Annotated in this window: 25 protein-coding genes; 13 read left to right on the top strand and 12 right to left on the bottom strand. The window is 49.6% G+C overall.

The annotated features are described in order from the left end of the window. Positions 1–220: 220 nt before the first annotated feature. Positions 221–1,915: a DUF4127 family protein gene (locus tag ACFVU8_RS26750; RefSeq protein ID WP_387431374.1), complete on the bottom strand. Its 1,695-nt coding sequence runs from the start codon at positions 1,913–1,915 to the stop codon at positions 221–223. 257 nt (positions 1,916–2,172) lie between these two features. On the opposite strand from ACFVU8_RS26750, the gene ACFVU8_RS26755 reads away from it, so the two are divergent. Both ACFVU8_RS26755 and ACFVU8_RS26760 read left to right on the top strand, forming a co-directional pair. Continuing rightward, complete coding sequence (locus ACFVU8_RS26755; RefSeq protein WP_175372049.1) at positions 2,173–2,511, top strand: sigma factor-like helix-turn-helix DNA-binding protein; 339 nt, start codon at positions 2,173–2,175, stop codon at positions 2,509–2,511. Next, complete coding sequence (locus tag ACFVU8_RS26760) at positions 2,463–2,699, top strand: helix-turn-helix domain-containing protein (RefSeq protein ID WP_379467040.1); 237 nt, start codon at positions 2,463–2,465, stop codon at positions 2,697–2,699. The genes ACFVU8_RS26755 and ACFVU8_RS26760 overlap by 49 nt, the downstream gene beginning before the upstream one ends. Positions 2,700–2,852: 153 nt before the next feature. On the opposite strand, the gene ACFVU8_RS26765 is transcribed toward ACFVU8_RS26760, so the two are convergent. Both ACFVU8_RS26765 and ACFVU8_RS26770 read right to left on the bottom strand, forming a co-directional pair. Next, on the bottom strand, positions 2,853–4,562 hold the full coding sequence (locus tag ACFVU8_RS26765) for a glycosyltransferase family 2 protein (protein WP_387431377.1): 1,710 nt from the start codon (positions 4,560–4,562) through the stop codon (positions 2,853–2,855). Continuing rightward, entirely contained in the window at positions 4,559–5,674 is a 1,116-nt protein-coding gene (locus tag ACFVU8_RS26770) for a tetratricopeptide repeat-containing glycosyltransferase family 2 protein (RefSeq protein WP_387431379.1), read from the bottom strand. The genes ACFVU8_RS26765 and ACFVU8_RS26770 overlap by 4 nt, the downstream gene beginning before the upstream one ends. Positions 5,675–6,016: 342 nt before the next feature. Between ACFVU8_RS26770 and ACFVU8_RS26775 the strand changes: the two genes are divergently transcribed. From ACFVU8_RS26775 to ACFVU8_RS26800, 6 genes are all read left to right on the top strand, one after another. Continuing rightward, positions 6,017–7,630: an ABC transporter substrate-binding protein gene (locus ACFVU8_RS26775; protein WP_387431382.1), complete on the top strand. Its 1,614-nt coding sequence runs from the start codon at positions 6,017–6,019 to the stop codon at positions 7,628–7,630. A gap of 68 nt (positions 7,631–7,698) precedes the next feature. Then, positions 7,699–8,649, top strand: coding sequence for an ABC transporter permease (locus tag ACFVU8_RS26780; protein ID WP_066375232.1), 951 nt, complete (start codon positions 7,699–7,701; stop codon positions 8,647–8,649). Positions 8,650–8,653: 4 nt separating this feature from the next. Then, positions 8,654–9,499 carry an ABC transporter permease gene (locus ACFVU8_RS26785; protein ID WP_387431384.1) on the top strand — a complete coding sequence of 282 codons (846 nt, stop codon included), beginning with the start codon at positions 8,654–8,656 and terminating at the stop codon, positions 9,497–9,499. Positions 9,500–9,514: 15 nt separating this feature from the next. Continuing rightward, positions 9,515–10,519 carry an ABC transporter ATP-binding protein gene (locus tag ACFVU8_RS26790; protein WP_379467045.1) on the top strand — a complete coding sequence of 335 codons (1,005 nt, stop codon included), beginning with the start codon at positions 9,515–9,517 and terminating at the stop codon, positions 10,517–10,519. Continuing rightward, positions 10,516–11,424 carry an ABC transporter ATP-binding protein gene (locus ACFVU8_RS26795; RefSeq protein ID WP_387431387.1) on the top strand — a complete coding sequence of 303 codons (909 nt, stop codon included), beginning with the start codon at positions 10,516–10,518 and terminating at the stop codon, positions 11,422–11,424. Before ACFVU8_RS26790 ends, ACFVU8_RS26795 begins: the two co-directional genes overlap by 4 nt. 31 nt (positions 11,425–11,455) lie before the next feature. Next, positions 11,456–11,905, top strand: coding sequence for a hypothetical protein (locus tag ACFVU8_RS26800; protein ID WP_387431390.1), 450 nt, complete (start codon positions 11,456–11,458; stop codon positions 11,903–11,905). Positions 11,906–12,044: 139 nt separating this feature from the next. On the opposite strand, the gene ACFVU8_RS26805 is transcribed toward ACFVU8_RS26800, so the two are convergent. Genes ACFVU8_RS26805 through ACFVU8_RS26830 form a run of 6 tightly spaced genes read right to left on the bottom strand, consistent with a single transcriptional unit; the run spans position 12,045 to position 17,242 of the window. Then, positions 12,045–12,911: a metallophosphoesterase family protein gene (locus ACFVU8_RS26805; RefSeq protein WP_387431392.1), complete on the bottom strand. Its 867-nt coding sequence runs from the start codon at positions 12,909–12,911 to the stop codon at positions 12,045–12,047. A 47-nt stretch (positions 12,912–12,958) separates the two neighbouring features. Next, the gene (locus ACFVU8_RS26810; protein WP_379467048.1) at positions 12,959–13,300 is read right to left on the bottom strand and encodes a DMT family transporter; all 342 of its coding nucleotides are present in this window, start codon (positions 13,298–13,300) and stop codon (positions 12,959–12,961) included. Continuing rightward, a complete protein-coding gene (locus tag ACFVU8_RS26815) occupies positions 13,297–14,085 on the bottom strand; it encodes an HAD family hydrolase (RefSeq protein WP_387431394.1) in 789 nt (262 codons plus the stop codon). The genes ACFVU8_RS26810 and ACFVU8_RS26815 overlap by 4 nt, the downstream gene beginning before the upstream one ends. Before the next feature lie 15 nt (positions 14,086–14,100). Continuing rightward, positions 14,101–15,450 carry an ABC transporter substrate-binding protein gene (locus ACFVU8_RS26820; protein WP_387431490.1) on the bottom strand — a complete coding sequence of 450 codons (1,350 nt, stop codon included), beginning with the start codon at positions 15,448–15,450 and terminating at the stop codon, positions 14,101–14,103. 41 nt (positions 15,451–15,491) lie between these two features. Further along, positions 15,492–16,334, bottom strand: coding sequence for a carbohydrate ABC transporter permease (locus ACFVU8_RS26825; protein ID WP_066375200.1), 843 nt, complete (start codon positions 16,332–16,334; stop codon positions 15,492–15,494). Between the two features lie 29 nt (positions 16,335–16,363). Further along, positions 16,364–17,242: a carbohydrate ABC transporter permease gene (locus ACFVU8_RS26830; RefSeq protein ID WP_387431396.1), complete on the bottom strand. Its 879-nt coding sequence runs from the start codon at positions 17,240–17,242 to the stop codon at positions 16,364–16,366. A 215-nt stretch (positions 17,243–17,457) separates the two neighbouring features. Here ACFVU8_RS26830 and ACFVU8_RS26835 point away from each other — a divergent pair, with 215 nt between their 5' ends. Together ACFVU8_RS26835 and ACFVU8_RS26840 are read left to right on the top strand one after the other, a co-directional pair. Next, a complete protein-coding gene (locus ACFVU8_RS26835; RefSeq protein WP_379467181.1) occupies positions 17,458–18,015 on the top strand; it encodes a GbsR/MarR family transcriptional regulator in 558 nt (185 codons plus the stop codon). Between the two features lie 181 nt (positions 18,016–18,196). After that, complete coding sequence (locus tag ACFVU8_RS26840) at positions 18,197–19,213, top strand: AI-2E family transporter (RefSeq protein ID WP_379467050.1); 1,017 nt, start codon at positions 18,197–18,199, stop codon at positions 19,211–19,213. A 95-nt stretch (positions 19,214–19,308) separates the two neighbouring features. Here the strand turns inward: ACFVU8_RS26840 and ACFVU8_RS26845 are convergent, their stop codons facing one another. The 3 genes from ACFVU8_RS26845 to ACFVU8_RS26855 form a co-directional block, all read right to left on the bottom strand. After that, positions 19,309–19,698, bottom strand: coding sequence for a hypothetical protein (locus ACFVU8_RS26845; RefSeq protein ID WP_387431399.1), 390 nt, complete (start codon positions 19,696–19,698; stop codon positions 19,309–19,311). Positions 19,699–19,871: 173 nt separating this feature from the next. Then, positions 19,872–21,317 (bottom strand): amidase family protein, encoded by a 1,446-nt coding sequence (locus ACFVU8_RS26850; RefSeq protein ID WP_387431402.1) that lies wholly within the window; start codon positions 21,315–21,317, stop codon positions 19,872–19,874. 156 nt (positions 21,318–21,473) lie between these two features. Beyond that, positions 21,474–22,271: a class I SAM-dependent methyltransferase gene (locus tag ACFVU8_RS26855; protein ID WP_387431404.1), complete on the bottom strand. Its 798-nt coding sequence runs from the start codon at positions 22,269–22,271 to the stop codon at positions 21,474–21,476. A 160-nt stretch (positions 22,272–22,431) separates the two neighbouring features. Between ACFVU8_RS26855 and ACFVU8_RS26860 the strand changes: the two genes are divergently transcribed. From ACFVU8_RS26860 to ACFVU8_RS26870, 3 genes are all read left to right on the top strand, one after another. Next, positions 22,432–23,127: a response regulator transcription factor gene (locus ACFVU8_RS26860; RefSeq protein WP_379467054.1), complete on the top strand. Its 696-nt coding sequence runs from the start codon at positions 22,432–22,434 to the stop codon at positions 23,125–23,127. Continuing rightward, positions 23,124–24,596, top strand: coding sequence for a sensor histidine kinase (locus ACFVU8_RS26865; RefSeq protein ID WP_387431407.1), 1,473 nt, complete (start codon positions 23,124–23,126; stop codon positions 24,594–24,596). Before ACFVU8_RS26860 ends, ACFVU8_RS26865 begins: the two co-directional genes overlap by 4 nt. A gap of 103 nt (positions 24,597–24,699) precedes the next feature. After that, positions 24,700–25,842: a TolB family protein gene (locus ACFVU8_RS26870; protein WP_387431409.1), complete on the top strand. Its 1,143-nt coding sequence runs from the start codon at positions 24,700–24,702 to the stop codon at positions 25,840–25,842. Positions 25,843–25,990: the final 148 nt, after the last annotated feature.

The following is a 25,990-nucleotide window of genomic DNA, read 5'->3' on the forward strand; positions in this document are numbered from 1 at the left end:
GGATGTACCGGTGCGCTGGATATAAGCCGGTAGGTGCTATCCGCCTTTCCTTTCTGTAAGGTATCGTACCTGTGTTGCGAGAAATCCCTTTCAGGGACAGGGACAGGGACAAGGACAAGGGCAGTAGCAGTAGCAGTAGCAGTAGCATAATGAGCAGCAGCCCGTTCCACTTTCTGTGGAGCGGGCTGCTTTATTTGGCTTTGGAGTGGGAAGAATGACGCTATTCCAGATTCAGTGCCGGATTCAGCGTAATTTCAAAGGCACGGCCCCAGATGAAGTCCGGGTTCTCGTATGGGAGTATCGCGCAGGCATATTCAGCATAAGTCCAGTCAGAGCCGCAGATCTGGAGGATCGCTGAGTTGCCGGCTTGAAACGCTGCTTTACCGGCAAGTGTGGCGGTATGGATCTGCATCTGCTCCCGCAGGACAGCCTGCATATGAGTATAATCGGCAGGTGAATTGAACAGCAGCATATTCTGATCGGCAAGCGCTGAAGTATTAGTGTACAAGGAATGATCTCTGGAATAGGTTCGAATCTGGACGATGGCGAGTGTTTTATAGTAGTAGTCTTTCAAAAAGCGTTTGAACAGTAATGATCCATGAGCGTTCATAGCCGCCTTAAGGGCGGTTTCATTCGTCTCTGTCAACAAGTAGGCATACCGTGCTTGCCCCATACCAAGTGCGAGCCCCATTTTGTTACCGGCAGTATTCCAGGCACAGTATCCCAGAAGACGGCCCGTGTGTTCGCTACCCAGCAGGGCCTCTGTGACTGCAGGATTACCTTTGCCCAAGTCGACGAAATCAATGACAATGGTCGGAATACACTCGTTGCTGTTGGTAGTAATTCTATTCAGAGCTGCGGGTAATTGATCTGCAGCAGTAATTGCTACGATCTCCACTGCAGGGTGGTCCGATACCATGCGGCCGCCGATGATATCCACATGCCGCTCTAAATTTTGATGCACATCCATATATTCATAGGCGCTAGTAATGGTGGAGCCGTGGGGGCCAAAATAGTGTACAGCATAACCAGGTTTTACCCCGCTGCGATATAGTTGGTTCGCCATACGAGCCACCAGCGCTTGCCCCAATCCATCCGCATCTGGAAGAATGATGGCTCGATCCGGATTCTGTCCATTACTTCCACCCCCCAGCCAAGCTTGAATGCGTCCTTCCACATACTTGATCTCATTGATTTGCACACCTTGGGTGTTGGCGTCGTCCACACCAATCGCAAGGAAATCGATATAGCCCTCTTTCACCAGGGACTCTAGGATATAACGGTTGGATTTGAATTTGTGCTGGCGAGTATTATAGTACTGCTCTTTATCAAAATGAATGGTATCTCCATAGGAGGAACCAGGAGACAGGTTATACCCCTCCAAAATATCGTCAAATGCAGTAAAGGTTCTTCTTGGTTGCAGCATGAGCCCACGCGATTCATTATAGGCGTCCAAAGTAAGCCCCTCAGTAAACACGGTTGTCGCCAGCCGCATAATCGTATCTAGAACAAACACTGGTTTGTCCGGGTAATCTTGCTTAACGAGACGGATAACATCCAGCAAATCTGTTGTTGTCGCATCATAGTCCGGGTAAGCCCCGCCACCATTTGTACGAAGTCTTCTGCTGCCGATCAGGCCCCCGTAGGCCAGCATATCACTCGAAATAATAAAGCCGTCCACTGAAGCGGCATGGTTCAGAATGAAATGGCGGATATTCGCCGGATGGCCATAGGTTGGTGAGGAGGTACTGTCCAGCGTGGTGCCGGAGGAAGTTTTCTCGGAATCCGGGCGGTTCCTGATATCATCAAGCTTCGGTGTAATAATCTGGATGCCGGCAGATCTTCCTTGGACAATGACATCATCCAGGTTCACCGGGCGATCATCGAGCGGTACATACAGCACTTTTTTCATCATATTAGCTCCCTTTGGTTGGATAGGCTGTCATAGCCTTCACTTATATAGGTGATCTCGTGTAGAGAATAACAACCGGAAATCTATTTTTTGCGGAAAAGCACTTAGCCAACGCCATTTGAAATAGAGAATTGACAGCTCATTTCACAATCCAGTTAAATAATGGTACTATAAACAAGAACAAATGTTCCTATTTTGGTTGTAGGAAGTTCTCTTGAATTTCCCTACTATAGACAACACTAGAGAGGAGAGTCTTAATTGTGGACAAGCAGACATCGGTCTATGAGCGCTGTAAAAGCGAGATCTATCGCATTGGATGGAGAGTGCAGTATCGGGCCAGAAAAATCAGGAGCCGGGAATGCTCCTTCTATGACAATCCCCTTCACGGTGCCGGCTTTGCCGTTTCTTCTGAAGAGAAGGTGTGGGTCCGGCAGCTTGTCGACACATTGCCTCCGCAGGGAAAAGTCATTATAGATAAACTTTACTTTCAGGATTTGACGGAAGCCGAGGTTGCCCGGCAGCTGAATATCAGTCAACAGGGGGTGAATAAATGGAAACGAAAGATGATCCGGGAATTATCCCGGACCGTGAAATCCTAGAATTGCTGCGTGCTGCCAAGCAAGGAGACACCGAGGCCATGCTGCAGCTTATAGATTTATATGAAGAGGATATTCTGCGAATCAGCAAATTCATTCATTTGCCGGAGGAGGATGCGGTGTCTGCGATTATTCTGGAATTTTTGGAGTTTATTCAGGGGGAGACTGAGGCCTTCGACGGGCGATCTTGAGCATGCTGGATCATGAATACCGTGAAAGATATGCAGGTTAAGGCTAGCAACAGGGGCAAAGTCATACGAAAAGGCCAACCGAAATCGGCTGGCCTTTGTTTTTGCAATGAGTCTGGACTCGCCGTAACCATCATCCGAAGTGAGCTTCCCCGCTCACTCCACCCAAGGTACCAGATGAGGCTGCTCGTCAAGGATGGAGATGTACTGTTCTTTCCACCCATATTGTCCTTCGGGGTCAAGGTGCATATATCTTGCGAATTTCTCCAGACGAAACTCCAGTCTAGACCATCCCAGATGCTTGATACGTAGAAGGCTTAATTGATGGGGCACTTCGAACACGTTCTCCGGTAAACGTCCACAGTGCTGCGGCGAATTTTTCCAAGTATAGTTCAAGTCTTTGTTGTAGCGGAGCAGGAATGGCCTGAAGCTGTAGTGGGAACTCCAATACTGATCATCCCTGTAGTGATTCTCATCCCAGAAATCATAGAGCCGGAAGCAGAGCAGATCAGACTTTGTCTGCCGCAGCAACTCGTCGACCTGTTGGGCGAATCTGTTCTCGAACAGTTCATCTGCATCGAGGGTGAGAATCCATTCCGGATCGGTTTGGACCACTTCCTGCCATAACTGTGTGCGCAGTTCATATTCATTGCTGAATCTGGACTCGGTGTTGCGTACAAGGGTGACAGGAAGGCCTGCCAGCACCTCCAGACAGATATCTGCCGTATCATCTGTGCTGCCATCATCGATAATCACGGCTTCATCAATATATTTGCGGTGTTCTTCCAGTACCTGTCGCAGAAAGCGGTTGGCCTCATTTTTGACGATCATAGCCAAGGTCAGCTTGGGGCGCTTTTCGGAGGCTGGAATAGCTGATTCTTTCTCAAGAAGCGGATCTTCTTCCGGCGGGGTTGATTCTAACGATCCTACGGGATTATCCGGACTCCCGGAGCTTTCCGATCCTACGGAGTCTTCAGGCTGATTGGAGTCCTCCTGTGAAGGCGGGGACACCGGTTCGCTACCCGGCGGTATGCCTGCCTCACCCGACGTACGCTGTACAAATTCATCAACTTTACTGAGATCACTATCCCTGTAGAGATGCAGCGCAGGATAGTGAGTGTCAACGAACAGGGGAATACCAAGCGCTGCGGCGCGAATGCAGAAGTGACGGTCTTCTCCCCAGAAGGAGATATTTTTGACAGGATTATAGCTAACGCCTCTCACGATGGCTGCTTTACTGATGAGTGTACAGGCTCCGAGACCACCGACTTCATAAATTCCGGGAACCTGCATTCTGTTGATGAACTCGTGGAACCTGCTGCGGGTATCCTCAGCGGATAGGTTCTCACCTGGTAGTTGATCCCACTGATTGTATTCATCGTGCATCCAGACCTGGGGCTGGAACATCGTGTCCGGCTGCCACTGCGTCCAGAAGACCTCAGAAATAATATCTTTCTCCGTGCTGATGAGATGACTCAGCGTATCAGGATAGAGGATCAGATCGGAGTCGATCAAAAATAAATAATCATAGTCCAGAATCTGGGCCCGCTGGATCATAAGGTTCTTGAAGGTGGCCACCTTCCAGACCAGGTTAGTGCTCCAGAAATGGGTGGTATCGTTCCGGATATAAGTATCGTTGTAGCCCGAGGGTTGAATCAGAACATTGCCCGTATTTGCTTCGGTACTTGCTTTGAACGCTTTAAGTAATTCGGAAGACTGCCCATCCTGATTGTCGTCGATAAAAAAGAAATCAAGTTGAATTCCCTCCAACTTCAAGCGGCCCAGTGACTCCAGAAAATGCTGCAACACAGTTGCCTTCTGATGAATAGGGCTGCCAAGCAGCACGCGGATCGGTTGGTCACTCATACGTTACCCCCCTGGTTGGTGTCTGACTCCGCTTGTGTCTGCGGATTAAGGACAGCCTCCAGATAAGCCTTGTTTAACAGTATACGTTCGTCACTCGGACGGTAGGTCCGGGCCGCCTCGTTATGGGCGTAAGCCATCTGATGCTGGCCGATTCTGTCATAGCAGACGCAGAGCTGAAGGTGGGGTAGCCAGGTAGAGCAGGCCAGGTTGCGCAGTCCCCATTGATCGCCGGAAGGCTGGTCGGCTACAGCTGCCTTATACCAGAAGATGGCCGCGTTGATATTATTTTTATTGAGAAAATGGTATCCGATCCGGCAGCAAAATTCCGCGCGTGGCTGATCATACCGGAAGGACAGAAGGGCGGCTTCCAGCGCCCGGTCCTCATCCTTCAGCCCGTGGTAGCAATCCGCCAACTTGCCGCAGGCAGCGATGTTGTCCTCAATCCAGCCCAGCCCGGTCCCGAGGAACTCCCCATAGAAGCGGATGGCCCGCTCATACTGGCTGTGATCCAGCAGCTCGTTGGCGAAGTAATATAAGTCCCGAGGTGAGAATTGCTCTCCACCAGCCAGACGTTCTTCATAGATATTCAGGTTACGTTCGCTGTCATGATGGATGCTGCTGTGGGTAACGGCGATATCACTGTTGATGATGTTCCCGCTAACCTCCAGATATTCATGGACGGCTCCGATCCAGCGGAAGCCATTGCTTCTCTTGACCAGCCGGTTGCGGCGTAGACTGGACACCACATTCCCTTCTTCATCAAAGGCCAGGTGATAATTCATGGTAACAGAGTCGACCGCCGGGTCCAGCGTGTCCTTGAGGGCGCGCAGGCGCTCACGATCCACATCCTTGAAGACATCATCTGCATCCAGCCAAAGGATATATTCCTTCGTCGCTTGTGAGAAGGCGTGATTACGGGCAGCGGCGAAATCATAAATCCATTCAAAATCAAACACCTGATCACTATACTTGCGGATGATCTCTTTTGTAGCGTCTGTCGATCCTGTATCGACAATAATAATCTCATCGACCAAATCGGCCACGGAGCTCAGGCAGCGGTCCAAGGTATCCTCTTCATTTTTTACGATCATGCACAGACTTATTGTGATCATAAGGTCCTCCCGTTCTCAAAATACATTTGTGCGTTTGGTTTAATATATTTAGAAAACGTGAATGGTGACCCTTATATTTTCAGGGGTTGTCTTTTTTTTCGGTTAAAACCTTAATAATGGAGCAAAATAGGGTTGTAGTGTTGTCGACATGTTTTAAAATTGATGCAAATGCTGTACAATAACTTCAGTGCATCATTACAAAAGGTAAGGATGATACACTTAGTCACCTATTTCCTTTTTGTTGCATTTATGTGAAATTACATCCATTGTAATCCCTAGTATTCCGATATATAATTAAAAAAACATCTTGGGATTCAATAGAGAGATATGGGGGAAAGAAACATGCGTAAACGACTAACTGGTTTTATCGGCGTGATATTATTGACACTCCTGGTGAGTGCTTGCTCCGGCGGAAATAACGCAGCACCTGCTGCAAGTAATGCACCTGCAGAATCACAGCAACCTGCTGACAATGGCGCACCAAAAGACGGCGGTAATCTAATCATTGGAGTAGCTGCCGATCCGGTCATCCTGAACCCGAACTATGCGGGCGACCGTGTCAGCCTGACCATCGACCAAGCGCTGTATGCACCATTGTTCCAAGTGAATAACGGAAAGAAAACTTTTTATCTGGCAGACAGCCTGACAGCATCTGCAGATAACCTTACTTATACATTGAAGCTGAAGAGTGGACTGACTTGGCATGACGGCGAGAAGCTTACAGCTGACGATGTTGTGTTCACAATCAACAGCATTTTGGACGAGAAACAGAACAGCCTCTTGAGATCCAATCTGATTATCGGTGACAAGCCGATCCAAGCGGTTAAGGTGGACGATCTGACTGTGGAGTTCAAGCTTCCGCAAGTCGCACCAGCTTTTGAAGCCACACTGGTACAGATTTCCCCGATTCCAAAGCATATCTTTGAGAATGAGGCAGACATCGAGAAGAGCCCTAAAAATGCCGCTCCAGTCGGCTCTGGCCCGTTCAAATTCAAAGAATACAAAACTGGTGAATACCTGACTTTGGAACGCTTCGATAATTATTTCGGCGGCAAGCCGCATCTGGATTCCGTGACTTACCGGATTGCTAAAGACACTAACAGCGCGAACCTTGCACTGCAAAACGGCGAGATTAACGTGAAGTATCTGGATCCGCAAGACGTAGCCACATTCCAAGCGACGAATAACTTTGAAATTCTGCCTTACAGCGAAGGACGTTTGGCATACCTGCTGTTCAACGCTAACAGTGACAGAGGTGCTCTTGCTAAGAAAGAAGTGCGTGAAGCTCTATCCCTGGCGCTGAGCCGCGATGAGTTGATCCAAACAGCTTATACATCCGGTGATTATGCTGAACCGGCAAAATCATTCGTAACACCTGATGGTTTGTTCTTTACCAATGACGTAACTTCGTATGATAATGACGCGGCTAAAGCCAAGGAACTGTTGGACAAAGCTGGTGTCAGCAACCTGAAATTGAGATTTATCACAACGAGCGGCAATAAGGTACAAGAGGCAGTTTCCTTGTATGTTCAACAAAAGCTGAAAGCGATCGGTGTGGATGTGGAATTGCAAAGCGTTGATGCTTCCGCATACTCCAAACGTTTCACGGATAAGGACGCTAAAGACTTTGAACTTGCTCTGGCTGGATATATAATGGGTTATGACCCGGATGCATACCGTATTCTGTACAGCTCTACCGGGAATTCCAATTACTCGCACTATAACAATCCGGAAGTAGACAAATTGTTTGATGCAGGTGCTAGTGAAGCAGACACTGCTAAGCGCGGAGAAATTTACAAAAAAGCACAGGAGATCGTAGCTGAAGATGCACCGATCTACCCTATTGCGTATACCAAGACCATCGTAGCTGTCTCTAAGCAATATGGTGGCATTGAAGAAGCAGTATTGAAGCCTGTCGTTATTTTTGAAGATTTGTCCAAAATCTACCTTAAATAAGAACGGGAAAAAATAAGCTGGTTAATCCAGCTTATTTTTTTGCCGATATGAGCTGGGAGAGTATACGAATGAGACAACTCATCGTCCGTAGATTGCTGCAAACCGTACCGCTGCTGTTCTTCGTATCAGTGGTATGCTTTTTCATGATCAAACTGGCGCCGGGCGATCCGGTGCTTTCCTTCGTAACCCCGAATATGCATGCCGAAGATATCGAGCGTGTCCGGCATAATTTGGGACTGGACAAGCCGGCCTACATCCAATATTTCATCTGGCTTAAAGAATTGCTTCAAGGTAATTTCGGTTATTCACTGATCAATCACCAGCCGGTGCTGGACCAAATTTTGGAGCGCCTGCCGGCTACCGCCGGTTTGATGGGGAGCGCCATTGCTCTAGCTGTGCTACTCGCGATTCCGCTTGGCCTTCTGGCCGGAGCGAACCGCAACCGCTGGGTGGATAAGCTGATTAACTTTATTTCGTATATCGGTATTTCCGTGCCCCTCTTCTGGTTGGCTATTCTAATGATTTATTTATTCGCGATCAAGCTTCATTGGCTTCCTAGTATGGGAATGCGTACTATTGGCGTGGAGTCGGCGGCAGATATCTTTAAGCATGGAATTCTGCCTTGTACGGTGCTGGCTTTTGGATTCCTGACCAGTTACGTTCGGTATATTCGCTCCAGCACAATTGGTCAGCTAAAAGAAGAGTACGTGCAGATTCAATATGCTTTTGGAGCTTCGAAGACTACAGTGCTGTTTCGCCATGTAATGAAGCATGTGCTGCTGCCGGTAATTACGCTGCTCGGGATGTCCATGGGTGATCTTGTAGCCGGAGCGATTGTTACGGAGACGGTATTCTCTTGGCCCGGCATTGGCTCTTTGGGCATGACTGCGGTTAGGGGTATGGATTACCCTGTTATTATGGGTATCACTTTATTTTCTTCTTTGATGCTGATTATAGGCAATCTGGCAGCGGATATCCTGTACAGCTTCGTGGATCCGCGAATTAAACTAACGAGGTGACCTCATGAATCGCAGTAAATGGAAAAATGTCGGAAGTGAGCTGCTGGGAAATGGTATGGGTGTCGCTGCCCTTATCCTTCTGTTGCTGTTCACGCTTGCCTCGGTCTTCGCGTTCTTATCCGGCCATGATCCGAATGAACTGAATGTAATGGCACGTTTGACTCCACCCGGAGCAGAGCATTGGTTCGGAACCGATGATTTCGGACGGGATTATTTCGCCAGAGCGCTGTACGGAGGCCGGGTATCCTTGTTAGTCGGCTTTACTGCCATGATTATTGCGACTGGTATTGGTGTAACAGTAGGTGTGATCAGCGGCTACTTCGGCGGCTGGCTGGACAACCTTCTGATGCGTATGCTGGATGTAATATTGTCGATACCTACGTTTCTGATCCTGCTGCTGCTCAGCGTATTTTTGAAGCCGAGCGTCGGCAATATTATTGTCATTATAGCTTTGCTGATGTGGATGCACATCGCCCGGGTCATCCGGGCGGAGACGATGACTCTGAAGGAGCGGGAATTTGTACTATATGCCAAGGCCTCGGGTCAAAGTGCGTTCGGCATCATCCTGAAGCATATTATGCCGGGCTTGATCCCGGTCATCATTGTAGGGGCTACGAATAACATCGCTTCGGCGATTATGATGGAGTCTTCCCTGAGCTTTTTGGGCTTTGGGGTACAACCTCCGAATGCAACATGGGGCAGCATGCTGAACAATGCGCAGGGTTATATCGCTCAGGCGCCATATTTGGCGGTGTTCCCGGGCTTACTGATCCTTTTGACTGTACTGAGCTTTAATATATTGGGCGATATTCTGCGGGTTGGCTTTGAACCGAAGCTAATCAAGAGATAGGAGTGTGGAGACATCATGACGGAACGTCTACTGTCTGTTGAGGATTTGAAGGTTTCGTTCTCCACGCGGGATGGAGAGAATCAAGCCGTGCGCGGTGTTAGCTTCCATATCGATGCCGGGGAGACCGTGGGTATTGTCGGTGAGTCCGGCAGTGGTAAGAGCGTGACAGCCAAGGCGATCATGTCTTTGATCACACCACCCGGCAAAATCACCTCGGGAAATGTTAACTTCCGCGGTGAGAACCTCCTGAACCTGTCGGAGAAGCAGTGGAGAAAACTGCGCGGTAACCAGATCGCGATGGTCTTTCAGGACCCGATGACCTCGCTGAATCCTGTCAAAAAGATTGGTCAGCAATTAACAGAAGTGATCCGCAGACACCGCGGATTAAATAAAGAAGCGGCGTTGACTGAAGCGGCTAATATGCTGCGTCAGGTTGGGATTAGCCAACCCGAGCAGCGCTTGCAGCAATATCCGCATGAATTCAGCGGCGGAATGCGGCAGCGGGTGATGATCGCCATGGCGCTTTCCTGCCAGCCGGAGCTTTTGATTGCGGATGAGCCAACAACGGCGCTGGATGCGACGATCCAGGCGCAGATTCTAGACCTATTTAAGGAACTGAAGGGTAATTCACATACTGCAGTCGCGCTAATTACCCATGATCTGGGCGTAGTGGCCCAAGTCTGTACCCGGGTCATTGTCATGTATGGTGGATTGATCATGGAAGAGGGAACGGTTGAGGATATCTTTTACCGTCCGCAGCATCCTTACACCAAGGGTTTGCTGCGCTCTATTCCGAAGAATGGGGGCAAGTCGAAAGAACGCCTGGTGCCGATCGAAGGCTCACCGCCGGATCTGCTGGATCCCCCGCCTGGTTGCCCATTCATGGACCGTTGCCCGCATGCGTTTGCCCGCTGTGCGGAGCGGCCTCCGGTATTCGAACTGTCGGCGGGACATCGCTCGATGTGTTGGCTGGCTGATGGTGAGGTATCTGTAGGTGTGGAAGGAGGGACGTTCGCTTGAGTGATAGCAAAATATTGGTCGATGTAAAAAATCTCAAGAAGCATTTCTCCAAAGGCAAAGATATCTGGGGACGTGATACGGATGTGCTGAAGGCGGTGGACGGCGTTAGCTTCCAGATCCGCAAGGGTGAGACCTTTGGTCTTGTCGGCGAATCGGGGAGCGGCAAGTCGACAGTAGGGCGCTGTCTGCTTCGTCTGTATGATTATACGGATGGAGAAGTATCTTTCGATGGGCAGCAAATCGGCGGATTGGGCGAGAAAAAGCTGAAGCCGTTTCGCAGACGTATTCAGTCGATTTTCCAAGACCCGTATTCTTCGCTGAATCCCGGTCTGAATGTGCTGGAGCTGATCAGCGAGCCGATGAAGATCCACGGTACCCACCAGGGCGAAGATCGTAAGGAAATCATTGCGGCCCTGCTGGAAAAAGTGGGACTTAAGCGAGAGCATCTGTACCGCTTCCCGCATGAGTTCAGCGGCGGGCAGCGCCAGCGGATCTCCATTGCCAGAGCCCTGTCAGTGAGACCGGAATTTGTCGTCTGTGACGAGCCCATCTCTGCGCTGGACGTTTCCGTTCAAGCCCAGGTCGTGAACATGCTGGAGGATTTGCAGGCTGAGTTCGGACTGACGTATCTCTTCATCGCGCATGATCTGTCAATGGTGCGGCACATCTCCGATCGCATCGGAGTAATGTATGCTGGCCGTTTGGTTGAGGTTGCCGAAAGTGATGAATTGTACGAGAACCCACAGCATCCTTACACACAAGCGTTGTTGTCTTCCATCCTGGAGCCGGATCCGAAGAAGGCCGGTCAACGCCTGAGCCAGAACGGTTATACAGCAAAGCGTGGTGGCGAGGGGAATTCCGAGCTTCGCGAAGTAAGCCCTGGCCACTTCGTTGCTGATTTCTAAACCATCTTATCGAAAATGGGAGGAATAAGAGATGTCGGAGAATTTGAACAGAGTGAAGCTGTCCCAGTGGGATGCCTTAATCCTGGAATCGTTGCGTACCTTAGGCTGGTCTGATGACGAGCTGCTACGCAGAGTAGCCTCAGGTGAGCTGCCTGTGGACGAAAGCGAGTTCCATTTTGATTATAAGCAGCTTGCGGTGCTGCAGGCTGAGCAGCCTGAACTATTCGAGCGGGCGGTACGGGAAGGCTATCAGATCAAATACAATACCATTCGCGGTGTTCGCAGCTGGATTTTCGTTGCCTTGGGCAAAGAGCCTGTGCTGGAACTTGAGCCGGGTAAGGAAGCTGTAGGGGTATCGTTGACGGCAGCCGAGAAGGCGCGGCTGGAAGGGGTACTATCCTTCGGCTGGGAGATTCATGAAGGAACCGGAGCCTCGGATGCGGAGACTTCGAGCTACCGGATTGAGCCTGTACAGCGTTAAGATATAGCTAAAAGCTAGCGCTTGAGCTAGGATTAGCGAAAAAGACTTCAAAAAAAACGATTGCTCTGCAAGGCTTTACAGCCTGCATGCAATCGTTTTTTTGTATGATCATATTTAAAATTAGATGGATGGTAAAGTGTTACACGTTCTCTGCGGGAAAGGCTACCTCGTACTGTGCAGCGGGAATCCAGGTTCCGGTCTTGAAGTCGCGGCCTCGCACCAGCACCTTGTCGCTGTAGATTTCCACATAGAAGCCTTGGCTTCCATCCTTGTGCTCATCCTCGTTCGTCCATAGATAGGCAGTTGATGCGGCATTGAACATCGTTGCAGTCTCCCCGTGGCCTGGATACATCGTATTGTCGACTTCCATCTCCCAATGGGTGTGCCCTGTGAACAACAAGGTCTGCGGATGCTTGGAAAGGATGGCCCGCAATTCCTGGTCCTGAGTCACGCCGTACCACTCCTGGGATTCCAGCGAGCCGGCCACAGTATCCTTGAGCGGCTGGTGGAGGAACAGGAAAACCGGCTTGTCCGGTGAAGCTTCCTCACCGAGTTTCAGATCCAGCCACTGGAGCTGTTCCTTGGAAAGGTCGCAGAAGAGCGGTAGATTCTCTTCCGTGCCGATAAAGATAAAGTGGTAGCCGTCTATCCAGTGATCGTGATAGGGGCCGGGCATTCCTGTCCGGGAGGCATACAGCGCAAGGCGTGAATGCCAGTCACCCAGGCCAACGTCATGGTTGCCGAGGGTGAAGCGGACAGTCGGTAGTCCTGTTTGGTGTAAGCCCAAGATACGGCGTACTTCCTCATACTCTTCGGGGAATCCGTGGTCCGTGACATCCCCAATGTGCATGATGCCGCTGCTTCCTTCAGCGTGGCTGGCGATATCGCGCAAAGCCAGTCCGAAGTTAAGATTATACTCATGATTAGGATCGACAGTGACGTGTGTATCTGTAATGATCTGAAAGCTGGCAAGAGGTTTTGCCACTTCTGCAGAATTCATGTTCATATGGAACAGGCACCTCCTGGAATAATATGATGGGGACGCAGAAGCACTTAGTGGCTTTTGTCGCTAAGATTGAGTCCGACAATCCCCACAACGATGACGGCAATCCAGAGCAGGGAGGACATGGGCATCCGTTCTTTGAATAAGAAGATGCCTGCTACGGAGATCAGTATGATTCCGGCTCCCGACCATATGGCGTATGCCATGCCTACCTTAATAGAGGTGAGGGCATAATTAAGCGATGTGAAGCTTATCGCGTAGAACAGAAACATGAGCACAGAGGGCCATAAGCGGGAGAACCCTTGAGAGGCTTTCATCGAAATGGTGCCAGATAGCTCGAAGACAATGGCCATGCCCAGGAAGATCCAGGCCCATGCTCCTTCCGGCTTCATTTCCCGGGTCTCCCGACGCTTAGATCTTCGTAGGTACGTACGATGACATCGGCATCAGACAACAGATTGCTTACCTCATCATCCGAAGCTGAACCTGGGAGTCCGATAGCCAGGGCGGTACCTGCCGCCTTGGCCATTCTCATATCGCCGTTCGTATCTCCGATCACCACTACCCCGGAAGGGTCAATCCCAAGTCTGCCACAGGCCAGCTGAACCATATCCGGAAATGGCTTCCCTCGCTCTACCTGATCAGTTCCGATCACCTCAGAGAAGTAATCTCGGATGCCGAGCCAGCGCAGATGCTTCTCTGCCGCATCGGTTTCATCGGCGGTGACCACCGCCATAGGCACACCATGGCTCCGGGCCTCCTCCAGGAAGCGTGTCAGCCCCGGCAGGGGGACGACTGGCCGCATCTCGTCCATCATGGCGTCCGCTTCCTTCCGGCACAGATCAACGATCTCCATCGTCTCTGCCCAGGATAGACCTTGCAGGTAGCCCTGCCAGGCGAGAATGGCGTAGAGATCAGCCATCGTACCCATGGCGAGCGGGCCGTTGCGGTCATAATCCGTGATGTTCCCGTCCCCGTTGTGCACGGTACCGAATAGGGATGGGATAGTCTCCGGCTGGAGCGTGAGCTGGCGGCTGTTTAGATGTGCGCCGAAACGCTCCAGCAGGCACTTGGCCCAGACTCCCCAGAGGGATACGAATTCCAGCAGGGTCCCGTCCTTATCGAACAGGATAGCAGATACAGCTTGACGCCCTTGCGGAGTAATAAGATCAGACATTACGATTAGCCACCTTTATTTCAATTTATCCAAAGCCGCTTGTGCGGTTTTCTTCGCTTCTTGAAGTGCCTGTGCTGCAGGAATGTTCTGGATTTCTACCTTGTCAGCTGCAATCTTCAGTGCATCAGTGATTTTGCCGCCAGTTGGGTCCTGGAATGGTGCAGAACCATGTGCTGCTTGCATGAGCGGAATCTTGATTTGTGGATTGCTCTCGCTGAACTTCACGAATTCCGGATCTTGCAGTGCGGATTGACGAACAGAGATGTATCCAGTTTGGATCGACCAGAACGCTGTATTCTCGGAATTAGTGAAGTAGGCCAGCCATTTCATAGCTGCTTGCTTTTGATCGTCGCTAGCTTTGGAAGGAATACCAGCCATCAGTGCTTGAGCGACAGGCTTGCCTTCGCCGACACCGGCCCAACCTGGTTGTTCCATAGCAGCTACGACACCAAAGTCCAGATCGCCTTGGTCACCGCTGGAACCGGTGTAACCTGCAGCTTGACCCTTCATAACATCGTCAATTGTTTTGTACCAGTACTCCCAGCCTTGACCGCCGGAGTGAATGCGCATGATTTTATCTTCATGAATCCATTTGCGGAACGAATCCCATGTCTGTACCCATTCCGGAGAATCGATCGTTACAGTTTTTCCGTCTGCACTAAGGACACTTCCGCCCTTGCTCAGCACAGCATCATACATATTCTCATAACCCCACATTGGCTCCCAGCCGTAGAAGGAAGTTTTGCCGCCGTCTTTAACAGACATTTTCTCAGCTGCTGCCGCGAGATCTTCCCATGTCTTCAGTTTATCGGCTTCGATTCCGTTCTTCTCAAAAGCATCCTTGCGATAGTACATCACTTGTGTAGTTCCGTACATTGGCAGGAAGAACTGCTTGCCGTCCACTTGTCCCTGAGTCAGGAAAGTCTGTACAAAATCCTCTTTGTTGAAGTCCGGCAGTTGCGCGATCAGATCGTCCATTGGAGCGAAGTAGCCTTTACGCGCCCAGTCTACATTGGAAGACAGTACAGCAGCAGGTACTTGTCCAGTTGCGATAGCGGCCTGGAGCTTCTGTTCGGTCTCTGTATAGTCGCTCTGTACAATTCCTTTGACGATAACGTCCTTCTGTGAGGCGTTGAATTTCTGAATCAGCTTGTCCATGTTCTCGCCCAGCTTACCGCCGAGTCCGTACCAGAATTCAATGGTTACTGGAGCACTAGGTGCGGAAGAAGCCGGAGCGGTCGTCTCAGCAGCAGCATTCGTTTTGCCAGCGGTGTTTGTAGTGTTCGCAGTGTTTCCGCCACAGGCGGTGAGCAGGGTGAAGCTGGCAACCAGGGATACTGCGGATACTTTTTTCAAAACGTTCATCATCATTCTCCTTCAAATTAAGTATTATGGTGATAAGAATATTAACCTTTGCTGGACCCGGCGGTCATGTTGACGCTGGACATAATTGTTTTTTGCGCCACCAGGAAGACAAGCAGCAATGGAGCGATTGTAAAGGCGCTAGCAGCCATGATCAGCGGCCATTTTAATCCGTATGCACCTCCTTCAACGAAGAAGCTACGAAGTCCGGCAGATACCAACTGGAGGTTAGGGTCTTTGGTGATCAGCGTCGGCCAGAAATAGTTGTTGTATTGATCAATGAACGTGATGAGGGCCAGCACCGCAAAAGAAGAGCGGGCAACGGGAACGAGAATGGTCCAGAGAATCCGCATATGTGAGGCACCATCCACTTCACCGGCCTCCACCAGTTCATGGGGAACTTGCAAGAATGCTTGTCTAATCAGGAAAATTGAGAAGACGCTGACACAGTTGGACAGAATCAGCCCGGCATAGGAATTGAGCAGGCCAAGCTGGGACAGGACGAGATAGCTTGGAAGATAAACGGCTGTGGCCGGAACCATGTAGCCGAACAGGATGATTCCGGAGAACAATCCTTTGAGCCGGAATTTCATATGGGTGAGCGCGTAGGCCATCATACCAGAATTGAACATTTGGATCAGAACGATGGAAGTAGCAACGATGATACTGTTACCCATATACCGGGAGAACGGTGCTGCATGCCAGGCCTCTGCAAAGTTGCCCCATAACGGTGTTTGTGGCCATAGCGTTGGCGGGGATTGCCAGATCTCATCATTGGTTTTGAGCGCATTTGTAATCATCCAGTAGAATGGAAAAGCCATGATTAAAGCAAGTGCAGCGAAGAACAAATGGCGTGACAGCTTGCCTATGTGCGAAAGAATACTCATAAAGCCCTCCTAGATGGCTAGTTTCATTATTAATAGTGAGTGTTTCGGCTGCTGAAGATAACGGACAGCAGGGATAGTAGCATACATATGAAAACAAGTGTCATGGCTATAGAGGAGGCTTCCCCGATCTGGAACGATTCGAAAGCAGATTGGTAATACATGTATAGTAAGGTACGCGTGGAACCAGACGGTCCACCTTGAGTCAGTACGTTAATCTGATCGTAAGCCTGTAGCGCCTGAATAAGTTGAACAATAAACAGGAACAGGGTAGTCGGCGAGATCAGCGGGAGCGTAATGCGGAGGAACTTATGGACAGGACTCGCTCCGTCCAGGTCAGCTGCCTCCATAAGATCGGTAGGTACATTGCGCAAGGCTACCAGATAAAAGATCATCGCCCAACCGACAGATTTCCAGATGGTGACGAGCATTACGCCGACGAGCGCCCAGGTTGGGTCTTGTAGCCAGCCGAGCTTTTCGAATCCCAGAAAGCTTAAGACTGTATTGGCGAGGCCGATCTCCGGCTCGTAGATCCACGACCAGACGATGGATACGGCTACCGTTGGAGTCACCCAAGGCGAGAACAACAGAACCTGATAAATTGCGGAGCCTTTCAGCTTCTTGTTCATTAGAAGGGCCAATCCAAGGCCGATCGCGATGACCGGAAGCACGGTGCCTGCACAGAACAGCACGGTGACCCGTAGTGCCTGGTAAAAAGCAGGGTTGCTCAGCAGGTTGATGTAGTTGTCGAGCCCGACAAAGGTTTTCTCCGGACTCATGAAGTCCCACTCGGTAAAGCTTAGATACAAGACGTACAGCAGCGGTGCAAGCCAGAACACGGTGAACGGAATCATGGCTGGCAGTGTGAATAGCACTGGCTTTAAGCCGCCGATAAACTTCGATCGAATCATTGTGTATATACCCCATTCCATCTTTTCAATTTCACTGTATAATTTGGAGTAAAGCTTCTCTGTTCAAAAAAAATTGTACACTCAATATCTGCAGGTGTGGTAAAGACGGCGTAAAACGGAAGCTAGATTTATGTAAAATTCTTAAAAAACGCGATAAAAGTTTCAGTTTTGTGTAATGTAGAGGATAGATTCCACAGGAAGTGAAGGTGTGCATGATGAAGCGAGAAGGAATTGGAGAGTTAGATTTGGAGCTGACGCCGCGGGTGCAATTGCAGCGCAGAATGATCGATGCTATCGCGCAGACGATGGATTTATACGGAGCCAATTATTCATTCGGGCAGTTGTACGGGATCATGTTCTTTGAAGATCGACCGATGACGCTTGAAGAAATGAAGCATATGATGAGCATGAGCAAGAGTAATATGAGCTATGGGGTTCGTTCCCTAATTTCTTCGGGCATGGTTACGAAGCTGGAGGAGAAACAGGAGCGCAAAGATTTGTATATGGCGGAGACGGATTTCTTCCGGGCATTCAGAAGTTTCTTCACAATGAAGCTGCAGCGGGAGATTGATGTAATGAATGAAGCGCTGGAGCATGTGTTGCCAGGTCTTCAGGAACTATTGGAGTCAGGAGAGCTATGTGAGGACGAGCGGGAGCGCTGCTTGATGGACTACGCCAAGATACAGCATGCGGTGGAATTTTATCAATCGTTGCAACAATTTGTGGACGAATTGCGTGTAGGGGATATTTTACCATATAAAGGGGGAGCCTAGACGGATAGCAGGACAAATTGGTAGGTACGGATGCCTAAATTCTGCAATATCTCTTGTTTTTTTCTAAAAAAGCACAAAAATCGCGAAAATACGACCGATTCGGAGCCCGTTATTTGCTATAATTGTTTTCATTAATGTAGACTATAATAAGGTGCTAATTGCAAGCGAATGGAGAGGAAGCATGGAAGTGTTCAAGCGTTTTTTTGAAAATTTAACTGTTCGGCGTTTCGGAATATTATTTCTGATCTGCCTACTGTTGTTCAGTATCAGAGATATGCTCAATCTGGTGCTGCTGACCTTTCTGATTGCTTATGTCATGAACAGCTTTCAGGTGATGCTAACCAAACGGCTTGACAAATATGTCCGGATCAACAGCAAGGTTATTATTGTTTTTCTGTACCTGGCTTTGATTGCTACGATTGTTTTCGCACTCGTCAATTACCTTCCGAAAGTATTTGTCCAGATCAAGCAATTAACGTATTTTCTAACCAACCTTACGCCTGAAGATATTCCCCAGAATGACATCACCCAGCATATATTTAGAACCTTGAAGGATTTGAACTATCAGTCCTACATGACTCAAGGGATCGAGTATGTTTTGAGAATCAGTAATTGGGGTACGACCTTTGTGTTATCCACGATCCTAAGCTTTGTGTTCATCCTGGAGAAGAACCGAATTGTGGCCTTCACATCCAGACTGAGCACTAGTAAGATCAGCTGGTTCTACAAGGAACTGGAGTACTTTGGTCAAAAATTCATCTCTTCTTTCGGCAAAGTCATCGAAGCGCAGCTTCTGATCGCGATGTTCAATACCGTGTTTACGGTGATCGGGCTGTGGATTCTGGGCTTTCCGTATCTGTTCGCGCTTTCTATTATGATTTTCCTGCTTAGTTTGATCCCAGTCGTAGGTTTTGTAATCTCGTTGATCCCGCTATGTATCATTGGTTACAACATCGGCGGCCTCATGATGACGATCTATGTACTAGCTATGATTGCTATACTGCATTTTATAGAGGGATATTTCCTCAATCCGAAGCTGATGTCTTCCAAAATGAATCTGCCTATGTTCTACACCTTTGTCGTTCTGCTCTTCTCGGAACATTATTTAGGGATATGGGGTCTGATTCTCGGTATTCCGATCTTCGTCTTCTTCCTTGATATTCTGGAGATTGAACGGGAGAATGAGAAGAAGGGATAACTTCTATTCATATACACACAAGAAAGCCCGGCCAAATGGCCGGGCTTTTAGTTTCTGCTAGCGATATCAGAATGTCCACTTCCTATGTAATCCTGTTAACCGAATGAAGTGAGGACACTTTGCTCAACAATTTCTTTGATTTCTGCCTTGTGCGCAGCGTATTGCTCAGCCGTAATGCTTCCGCTGTGTAGGCGCTCATCCAACTGCTGTGTAAGCTGTGTCAGTTGCAGCTCAATCACATCCGCAATATCTCCGCCCTGATCAGCGGCAATGTCATGCAGCGACTTCCCGTCATACAACGATTCATATAGCTCCTCATTGGATGATTGGTTAAGTGCTTCCAGCAGGTCATCCTTCTCCGCAACGCCAGTGGCAGTCCACTTGGCTACCGGACTTGCGCTTGTGATGGAGCTACCCCAGGCGGTGCCTCCGAAGGACATGGCTACTACCATCGTTCCGACAATCATCACTCGCTTTATGTTCATAGTTAGAAATCCTCTTTTCGTGTTTTTTGGTGCTTAATATATACGTACGGTTATGGGTGTGAGAGTTCAGTCTTCTGTTTGACCTAATGTTATTGTAAACAGCGAACCTGAGATAAACCTTAATTGTTCTTTAAGATAATCTAAAGATTGCTTTTGGTTATAGTACTTAGCATTTAATCAAGCTTAGGCGCGACACGGTGACCACTGGCCTGTTCATAGGCATAGGCCAACCCCAGCAGCACCGGCTCGCTGAAGGCGGTCCCTACAAAAGTAATCCCTTGATGTCCTTTGGTAGTGTATCCTCCCGGTGCTATAACCCCTGTTGCGGCAAATCCTCCAGGAACAGTGATGGACGGATAACCTGCCCTAGCGGCAATATCAGCGCCGCCTTCGTCGTCCAGAAACAGGAGGGCATCTAACTGATGGCTTTGCAGCGCATGGTCAATCCCCTGTTCCCGAGACATGAGAAGGTCCTTTCTTCTGCCTTCCAGATAGACCTCCTCGGTCAGTGTGCCGCTGGTTTCCTCGGACCAAATTAAGGTATCCTGGCCATATTTCAACGCGGCTTTGCCGTACTGTTCATTATAGGCAATAACCTCTGAAAGAGAGTGAACGGGCACGTCATCTGGCAGTTTTCCAAGATAACTGTTGAGTGCGGCCTTAAATTCATAGCGCATCACATTTCCATCCCACTCCATATCTTCGCAGGGGAGATGTACAGGGTCTATAATCACTGCCCCCTGTGCCTTAAGCTGAGAGATGGCTTCTTCAATAATTGCCAGTCTGGCCTCGTCCAGATCCTGATAATAGAATCGCGGAATCCCTATTCGCGCCTGCTTCAAGGCTTCCCGATTCAGATAGGGCCGGTAATCCTGCGGCTTGCCCTCTACGGTGAGTGCACCAAGCAGAATCGCTGTATCTGTTACGGTTCGAGTCATCGGACCAGCGCAGTCTTGGCTATAAGTGATCGGTATAATGCCGGATGAAGGAATTAAGCCCGCCGTGGGCTTCAGACCGACAAGGCAGTTGCGGCCTGCCGGACCGATGATGGAGCCTGAGGTCTCTGTCCCGATAGCCGCAGCACTGAGATTGGCCGCAACAGCCGCTGCGGAACCGGAACTGGAGCCACCAATGAACAGCTCGCCCGGACCATAGGGGTTTAGGACAAGGCCCCCTCGTGCGCTATATCCTGCCCACATCGTTGGCGACATGAAATTGGCCCATTCGGTCATATTCGTTTTACCCAGAAGAACTGCTCCTGCCGCACGAAGCCGTGCAGCCACGTAGGAATCCTCAGGGGCGATGGATTCGGCCAACGCCAACGAGCCTGCACTGGTATGCATGTCATCATGGGTGTCAATGTTATCTTTTAACAGCACTGGAATGCCGTGAAGTGGCCCACGGGGGCCTTTGTCTTTTCGCTCGTGATCCAGATTTCTTGCAATATCTACAGCCTGGGGATTGATCTCCAATACAGAACGAAGCACAGGATCATACTTACGGATGCGCTCCAGATAGATGTTAACCAGATCCTCTGAGGTCACTCTCCCTGCGGCCATTTCCGTCTGCATGCCTGTAATATCTGCTTCGATAATCCATTCCTCAAGATGGTTATCCATAGCACTTGACCTCTCTTCAGTTCAATGATGTCTTAAGGTAGAACATTTCCCTACAGCGTAGCAAAGTTCCTTTGACAAGAGAGAGGGGGACTTTGGTTATATTTATTTTTTATAGAACAAAATAGCGCCATTTCAGCGCCATCTTATTCCAGTCTATTAGGAGCGGATTTTTCTAAATCGGAAAATTACCGCCGCTGGCAGCTCATACCAATCAAACTGGCGTTTCGCGGATTCATCCGGTTCGAAACTAGGTTCTTCTAGGCCATCCAGCACAAAACCAGACTGCATGAACGTATGGATGTAATAGGACAGCGGTCTATGAAAAATGAGATGGGCCACAGGCTGGCCCTTGATGCCAATGGAGTACATTGGCTCTGGAGTCAGGTAGCTGCTGACCTGCGCGCTGTTGCGGTGTATGATCTCCCCGTTACGGTCCTCAGTCTCATGGACTTTTCGGGTGCCAGGAGCTTGGAAACACGGATGCGGAATCGAAAAGACGACAACACCATTGTCTTTCAGTATCTTTCCCAGTGCTTGTACCAGAGGCACAATGTCGGCAATATCCATCAGCGCCATATTTGCGACAGCAGCATCATATTGAGTGGTGCCCAGTGTCAGTAAGGAGTCGTAGTCCGTGGCGTCGATCACCCGGTAATCAATATTTGGTGCTGCCTGTCCGGTTCGTGAGATAGCCCGCTGTACCATGTTGGGACTGTAGTCAAAAGCAGTCACGACAGCGCCAAGCTCAGCCAGCCTTCTGGAGAAATTCCCGTTACCGCAAGCGATATCCAGCAAGGCTTGACCGGCTCGGACATTTAACAGCTCCTCGGTCTTGGGCCGGATAATTTCCCGGTGGAACTGGTTGCTGAGGTCGCCCATATAGCTGTCCCAGAACTCCGCATTTTCCTCCCATTTGGACCGGGATTCTTCCGTCAACTCTTTCCATTGGTTCATGTGAAGCCCTCCTTTAATAAGTTATCTGACTGAGGGAAGTCTTAATTCTTATAAGTATTATATCTATTAAATTGGCTGATGTTTCATTATGGTATGAACCGGGTCAGAGAGTATACTGAATAAATGATAAACTTAAATTTTGTTGAAAAGGTGAACACCTATGAATAAAAAAGTGCTGGTCGTCGATGACGAACCAGGCATCGTGAGCGCCATTGCTTATGCACTGCGCCGTGAGGGCTATGAAGTAGATACAGCCGGGGATGGTGAAGAGGCACTTGGCAAGGTGAGTACCTTTCAGCCGGATGCTCTGGTACTGGATGTGATGATGCCGCGAATGAGCGGATATGATGTGTGCCGGAAGCTGGAGAACCGGAGCGACATTGGAATTATACTGCTAACTGTCAAAAATGATATTGTCGATAAAATCATCGGCTTGGAGCTTGGTGCAGACGATTATATGACCAAGCCGTTCGAGATTCGCGAGCTGCTGGCTCGTGTGAAGGCGCTGCTGCGCAGGCTGGACAAGAAGGGCGTAGACACAAAGACTGAGCTGATCCAGTATGGCACGTTGAAGGTGCAGCCCGATCACCGGAGTGTGCAGATCGCCGGAGAACAACTGGACCTGACGCCAAAAGAGTTCGACCTTCTGTTATTGCTGTTGTCCCACCCACAGCGGGTCTACATGAGGGAAGAGCTGCTGGAACAGGTGTGGGAGATGGACTATGCGGGCGGCACGCGCACGGTGGATATTCACATCCAGCGTTTGCGCAAGAAGCTGGGCGAGCCCTATCAGAATATCCTGCAAACTGTATATGGAGTAGGGTATAAAGCGGTCCCTGCAGGAGATTACTCATGAAGATTAGCATCAAGCTGAAGTTCAGCTTTTTTCTGGCGCTGCTGCTGATTCTAGCTATCGGAGTGCTGAGTTTTTTTGTGCTACGTGGAGTGGATAACAACCAGCAGGCTCAGGTGGAAAGCTATCTGGCGCAACATGTTAAAACCGTCAATCTGCGGGTGAAGCAGACGTATTATACAGGGACTGGCGACCGCCCGGAGCCGCAGGCCTTCCTTCGGCTGCGGGGCCGGGGAATGGCGGCTGAACTGGCCGGGTTCACTGGTATGGAAGTTACATTGTATGACGAAGAGGGAGTCATGGTCGGATCCTCTGCACAGAGCAACCCAACGTCCGTAAAGCCGGATGTCAGCACCGCCCTGTCCTATGCACTGGAGAATAAAATCGCCTACCAAAATGCAGGCGATACTCTACTCTATCTGGCCCCGCTGCAAGGCCCGGAGGGGCAGATGGGAGTGGTTCAGCTCCGGTATTCGCTGAAGAGCAACAATGATTTTCAGCATACTCTCCAGAACCTGTTTCTGACCACAGGCGGAATCGTGCTCTTGCTGAGCTTTCTGCTGGGATATCTTTATTTCAATACCGCAGCTGCCGCTATTGGCCGGTTGAAGCAGGCTGCAGAGAAGATTCGCCGCGCCGAGTATATCGCTGAACCTCCGCTTCGCCGGAAGGACGAGCTGGGAGAACTGGCGCAGGGCATCTTTTACATGAGTCAGGAGATTGAAACGAGTATTGCGGCGAAGGATGAGGAGCAACGCAAGCTCCAACTGGCCGTCGAGAAACTTCAGGCACTGGAGCAGCAGCAGAAACAGTATATCGGAAACATCAGTCATGAATTCAAGACCCCACTGACCTCGATCAAGGCCTATGTGGATCTGCTTAATATGTATGACGATGATCCCCGGCTCCTGGCGGATGCCAAGCAGAATATCGCCAAGGAAACACAGCGGCTCTATGAGATGGTGGAGAAGGTACTGCAGTTGACCGCCCTGGAGAAATATGATTTTGAATCCCAGAGTGAGCTGCTGGAGGTCGCGGTAGAGCTCAGGGAAATTTGCAGTCGGATGAATGGCAAGGCGGAGCGGTTTGGCCTCACCATCAGTCTGGATGTACACCCTGCCCATGTCTGGATGGATCACGAAAGCTTTATGCATATTTTTATCAACCTGCTCGACAATGCGATCAAATACAATGTTCCCGGAGGAAATATTCACATCTTCTGTGAGCAGCAGGAGGGCAAGGTCCGCATGATTGTCCGTGACACGGGGATTGGTATTCCTGCGGAAGCCAGGGAGAAGATTTTTGAACCGTTCTACACGGTCAATCGTGACCGATCCAGACAGTCGGGAGGCACAGGTCTTGGCCTGTCGCTGGTGCAAAATTTGGTGGAGAAGCATCACGGTACAATTGAACTTCTGGATACAGAAGGGCCGGGCTCTGTGTTCGTCCTGTCTTTCCCCGCGGTATCGTGAAACTCTGACGGGATCAAATTTACACTATGGAAACATTCTGCAATGGTTTGGAAATATGGCTCTAGTATGCTGAGAGCAACAATGTTCTTAGGAGGATTCGTGTATGGAAGACCAGAAAGGCGGTAATACAGGCAAGACGAAGGCCGCACGCCGCTTGGTGAGAGCGGGAAGTCTTCTGCTAGGGTGCGCTTTTCTTCTAGCTATGACCGCTTGCGGTACGTCGGGCACGGAAGCCCGGCACGTTGTGGAGAAGTCAGGGCAAAAAGTCACGGTAATGGACAATACGACAGATTCCGTGTATACGAAGCTCAAACTTGATAGCATCGATAAGTTCGAAGGCATCCGTGGTATGGATTGGTTAGGCGAGAATGAACTTGCTGTCGACAAGGAAAATCGAAAGCTGACTCCTGAAATGATTGAAGGTCAGGAACGTTATCCCCATAACCTCTATATCCGTAATCTGGCAAGCGGCCAGGATCAGCCCCTCAAGGAGGGGAAAGAAAGTCTTGGCAATGCGATAGTGTCTCCGGATAACAAGTATATTTTTTACAAAGAAGTCTATGAAGCTACCGGCATTGGCTACTTGATGAATCTGGGGACCCGTGAGACGGTTCAACTGGGCAAGGATGAATTCATGGCGAGCGAAGGGGAGTGGGCGGACAGCGGACATGTGATTTACCCGGACATGAAAGGCGATATTATCAAAGCCGATGTGCAGGGCAAGAGCGAGGTCGTGCTGGAGACGGGCGCGGGTATTATCCACAATGTAGTGCAGTCCGGCAGTATCATCTATTACGTTGCCCATGAAGATAGCCAATTGTTCGCCTATGACACAGAGACCAAGAAATCTAAGATGATCAAAAAGAATGTAATGTGGGTTATCCCTTCCCCTGACGGCTCCCGGTTAGCTATTGTAAAGCGGGAGGGCCCCGGGGAGATGAAGCTTGTTCTCTGCGATCCTGCAGGCAATGAGCAGTCTGTGATCGACAGCGGGACGCAGATTTTTGGTACCAATTGGTCACCGGACGGCAGTAAGCTGGCCTACAATGTTAGCTCTGATAACGGCAATGTAAACCGTTTGTTCATCACCGAGGTGGAGACTGGGGAGCAAACCCCTATTTCCGACGAAATGCAGGCTTCTGACAAGCTTCGTTGGAGCCCCTCCGGGAAGAAGTTACTGATTTCAACGTCTGTGTTAAAGGACAATAAATATCAGTTTGTCACATACGTAATTACGCTGTCTTGAGATTATAAGTGCTATGTAATTGCGTGTTTAAGTCATATTCATCCGTGAAAATACTTAAATACATCATTTTATACAGGCGAGGACACCCATAGGGTGTCTTTTTTAATACATGAAATTGGAAATTTACGTCTCTCTTTTACAATCGAAC

This window comes from Paenibacillus sp. NPDC058177 (assembly GCF_042883835.1).
Classification (GTDB): Bacteria; Bacillota; Bacilli; order Paenibacillales; family Paenibacillaceae; genus Paenibacillus_AQ; species Paenibacillus_AQ agri.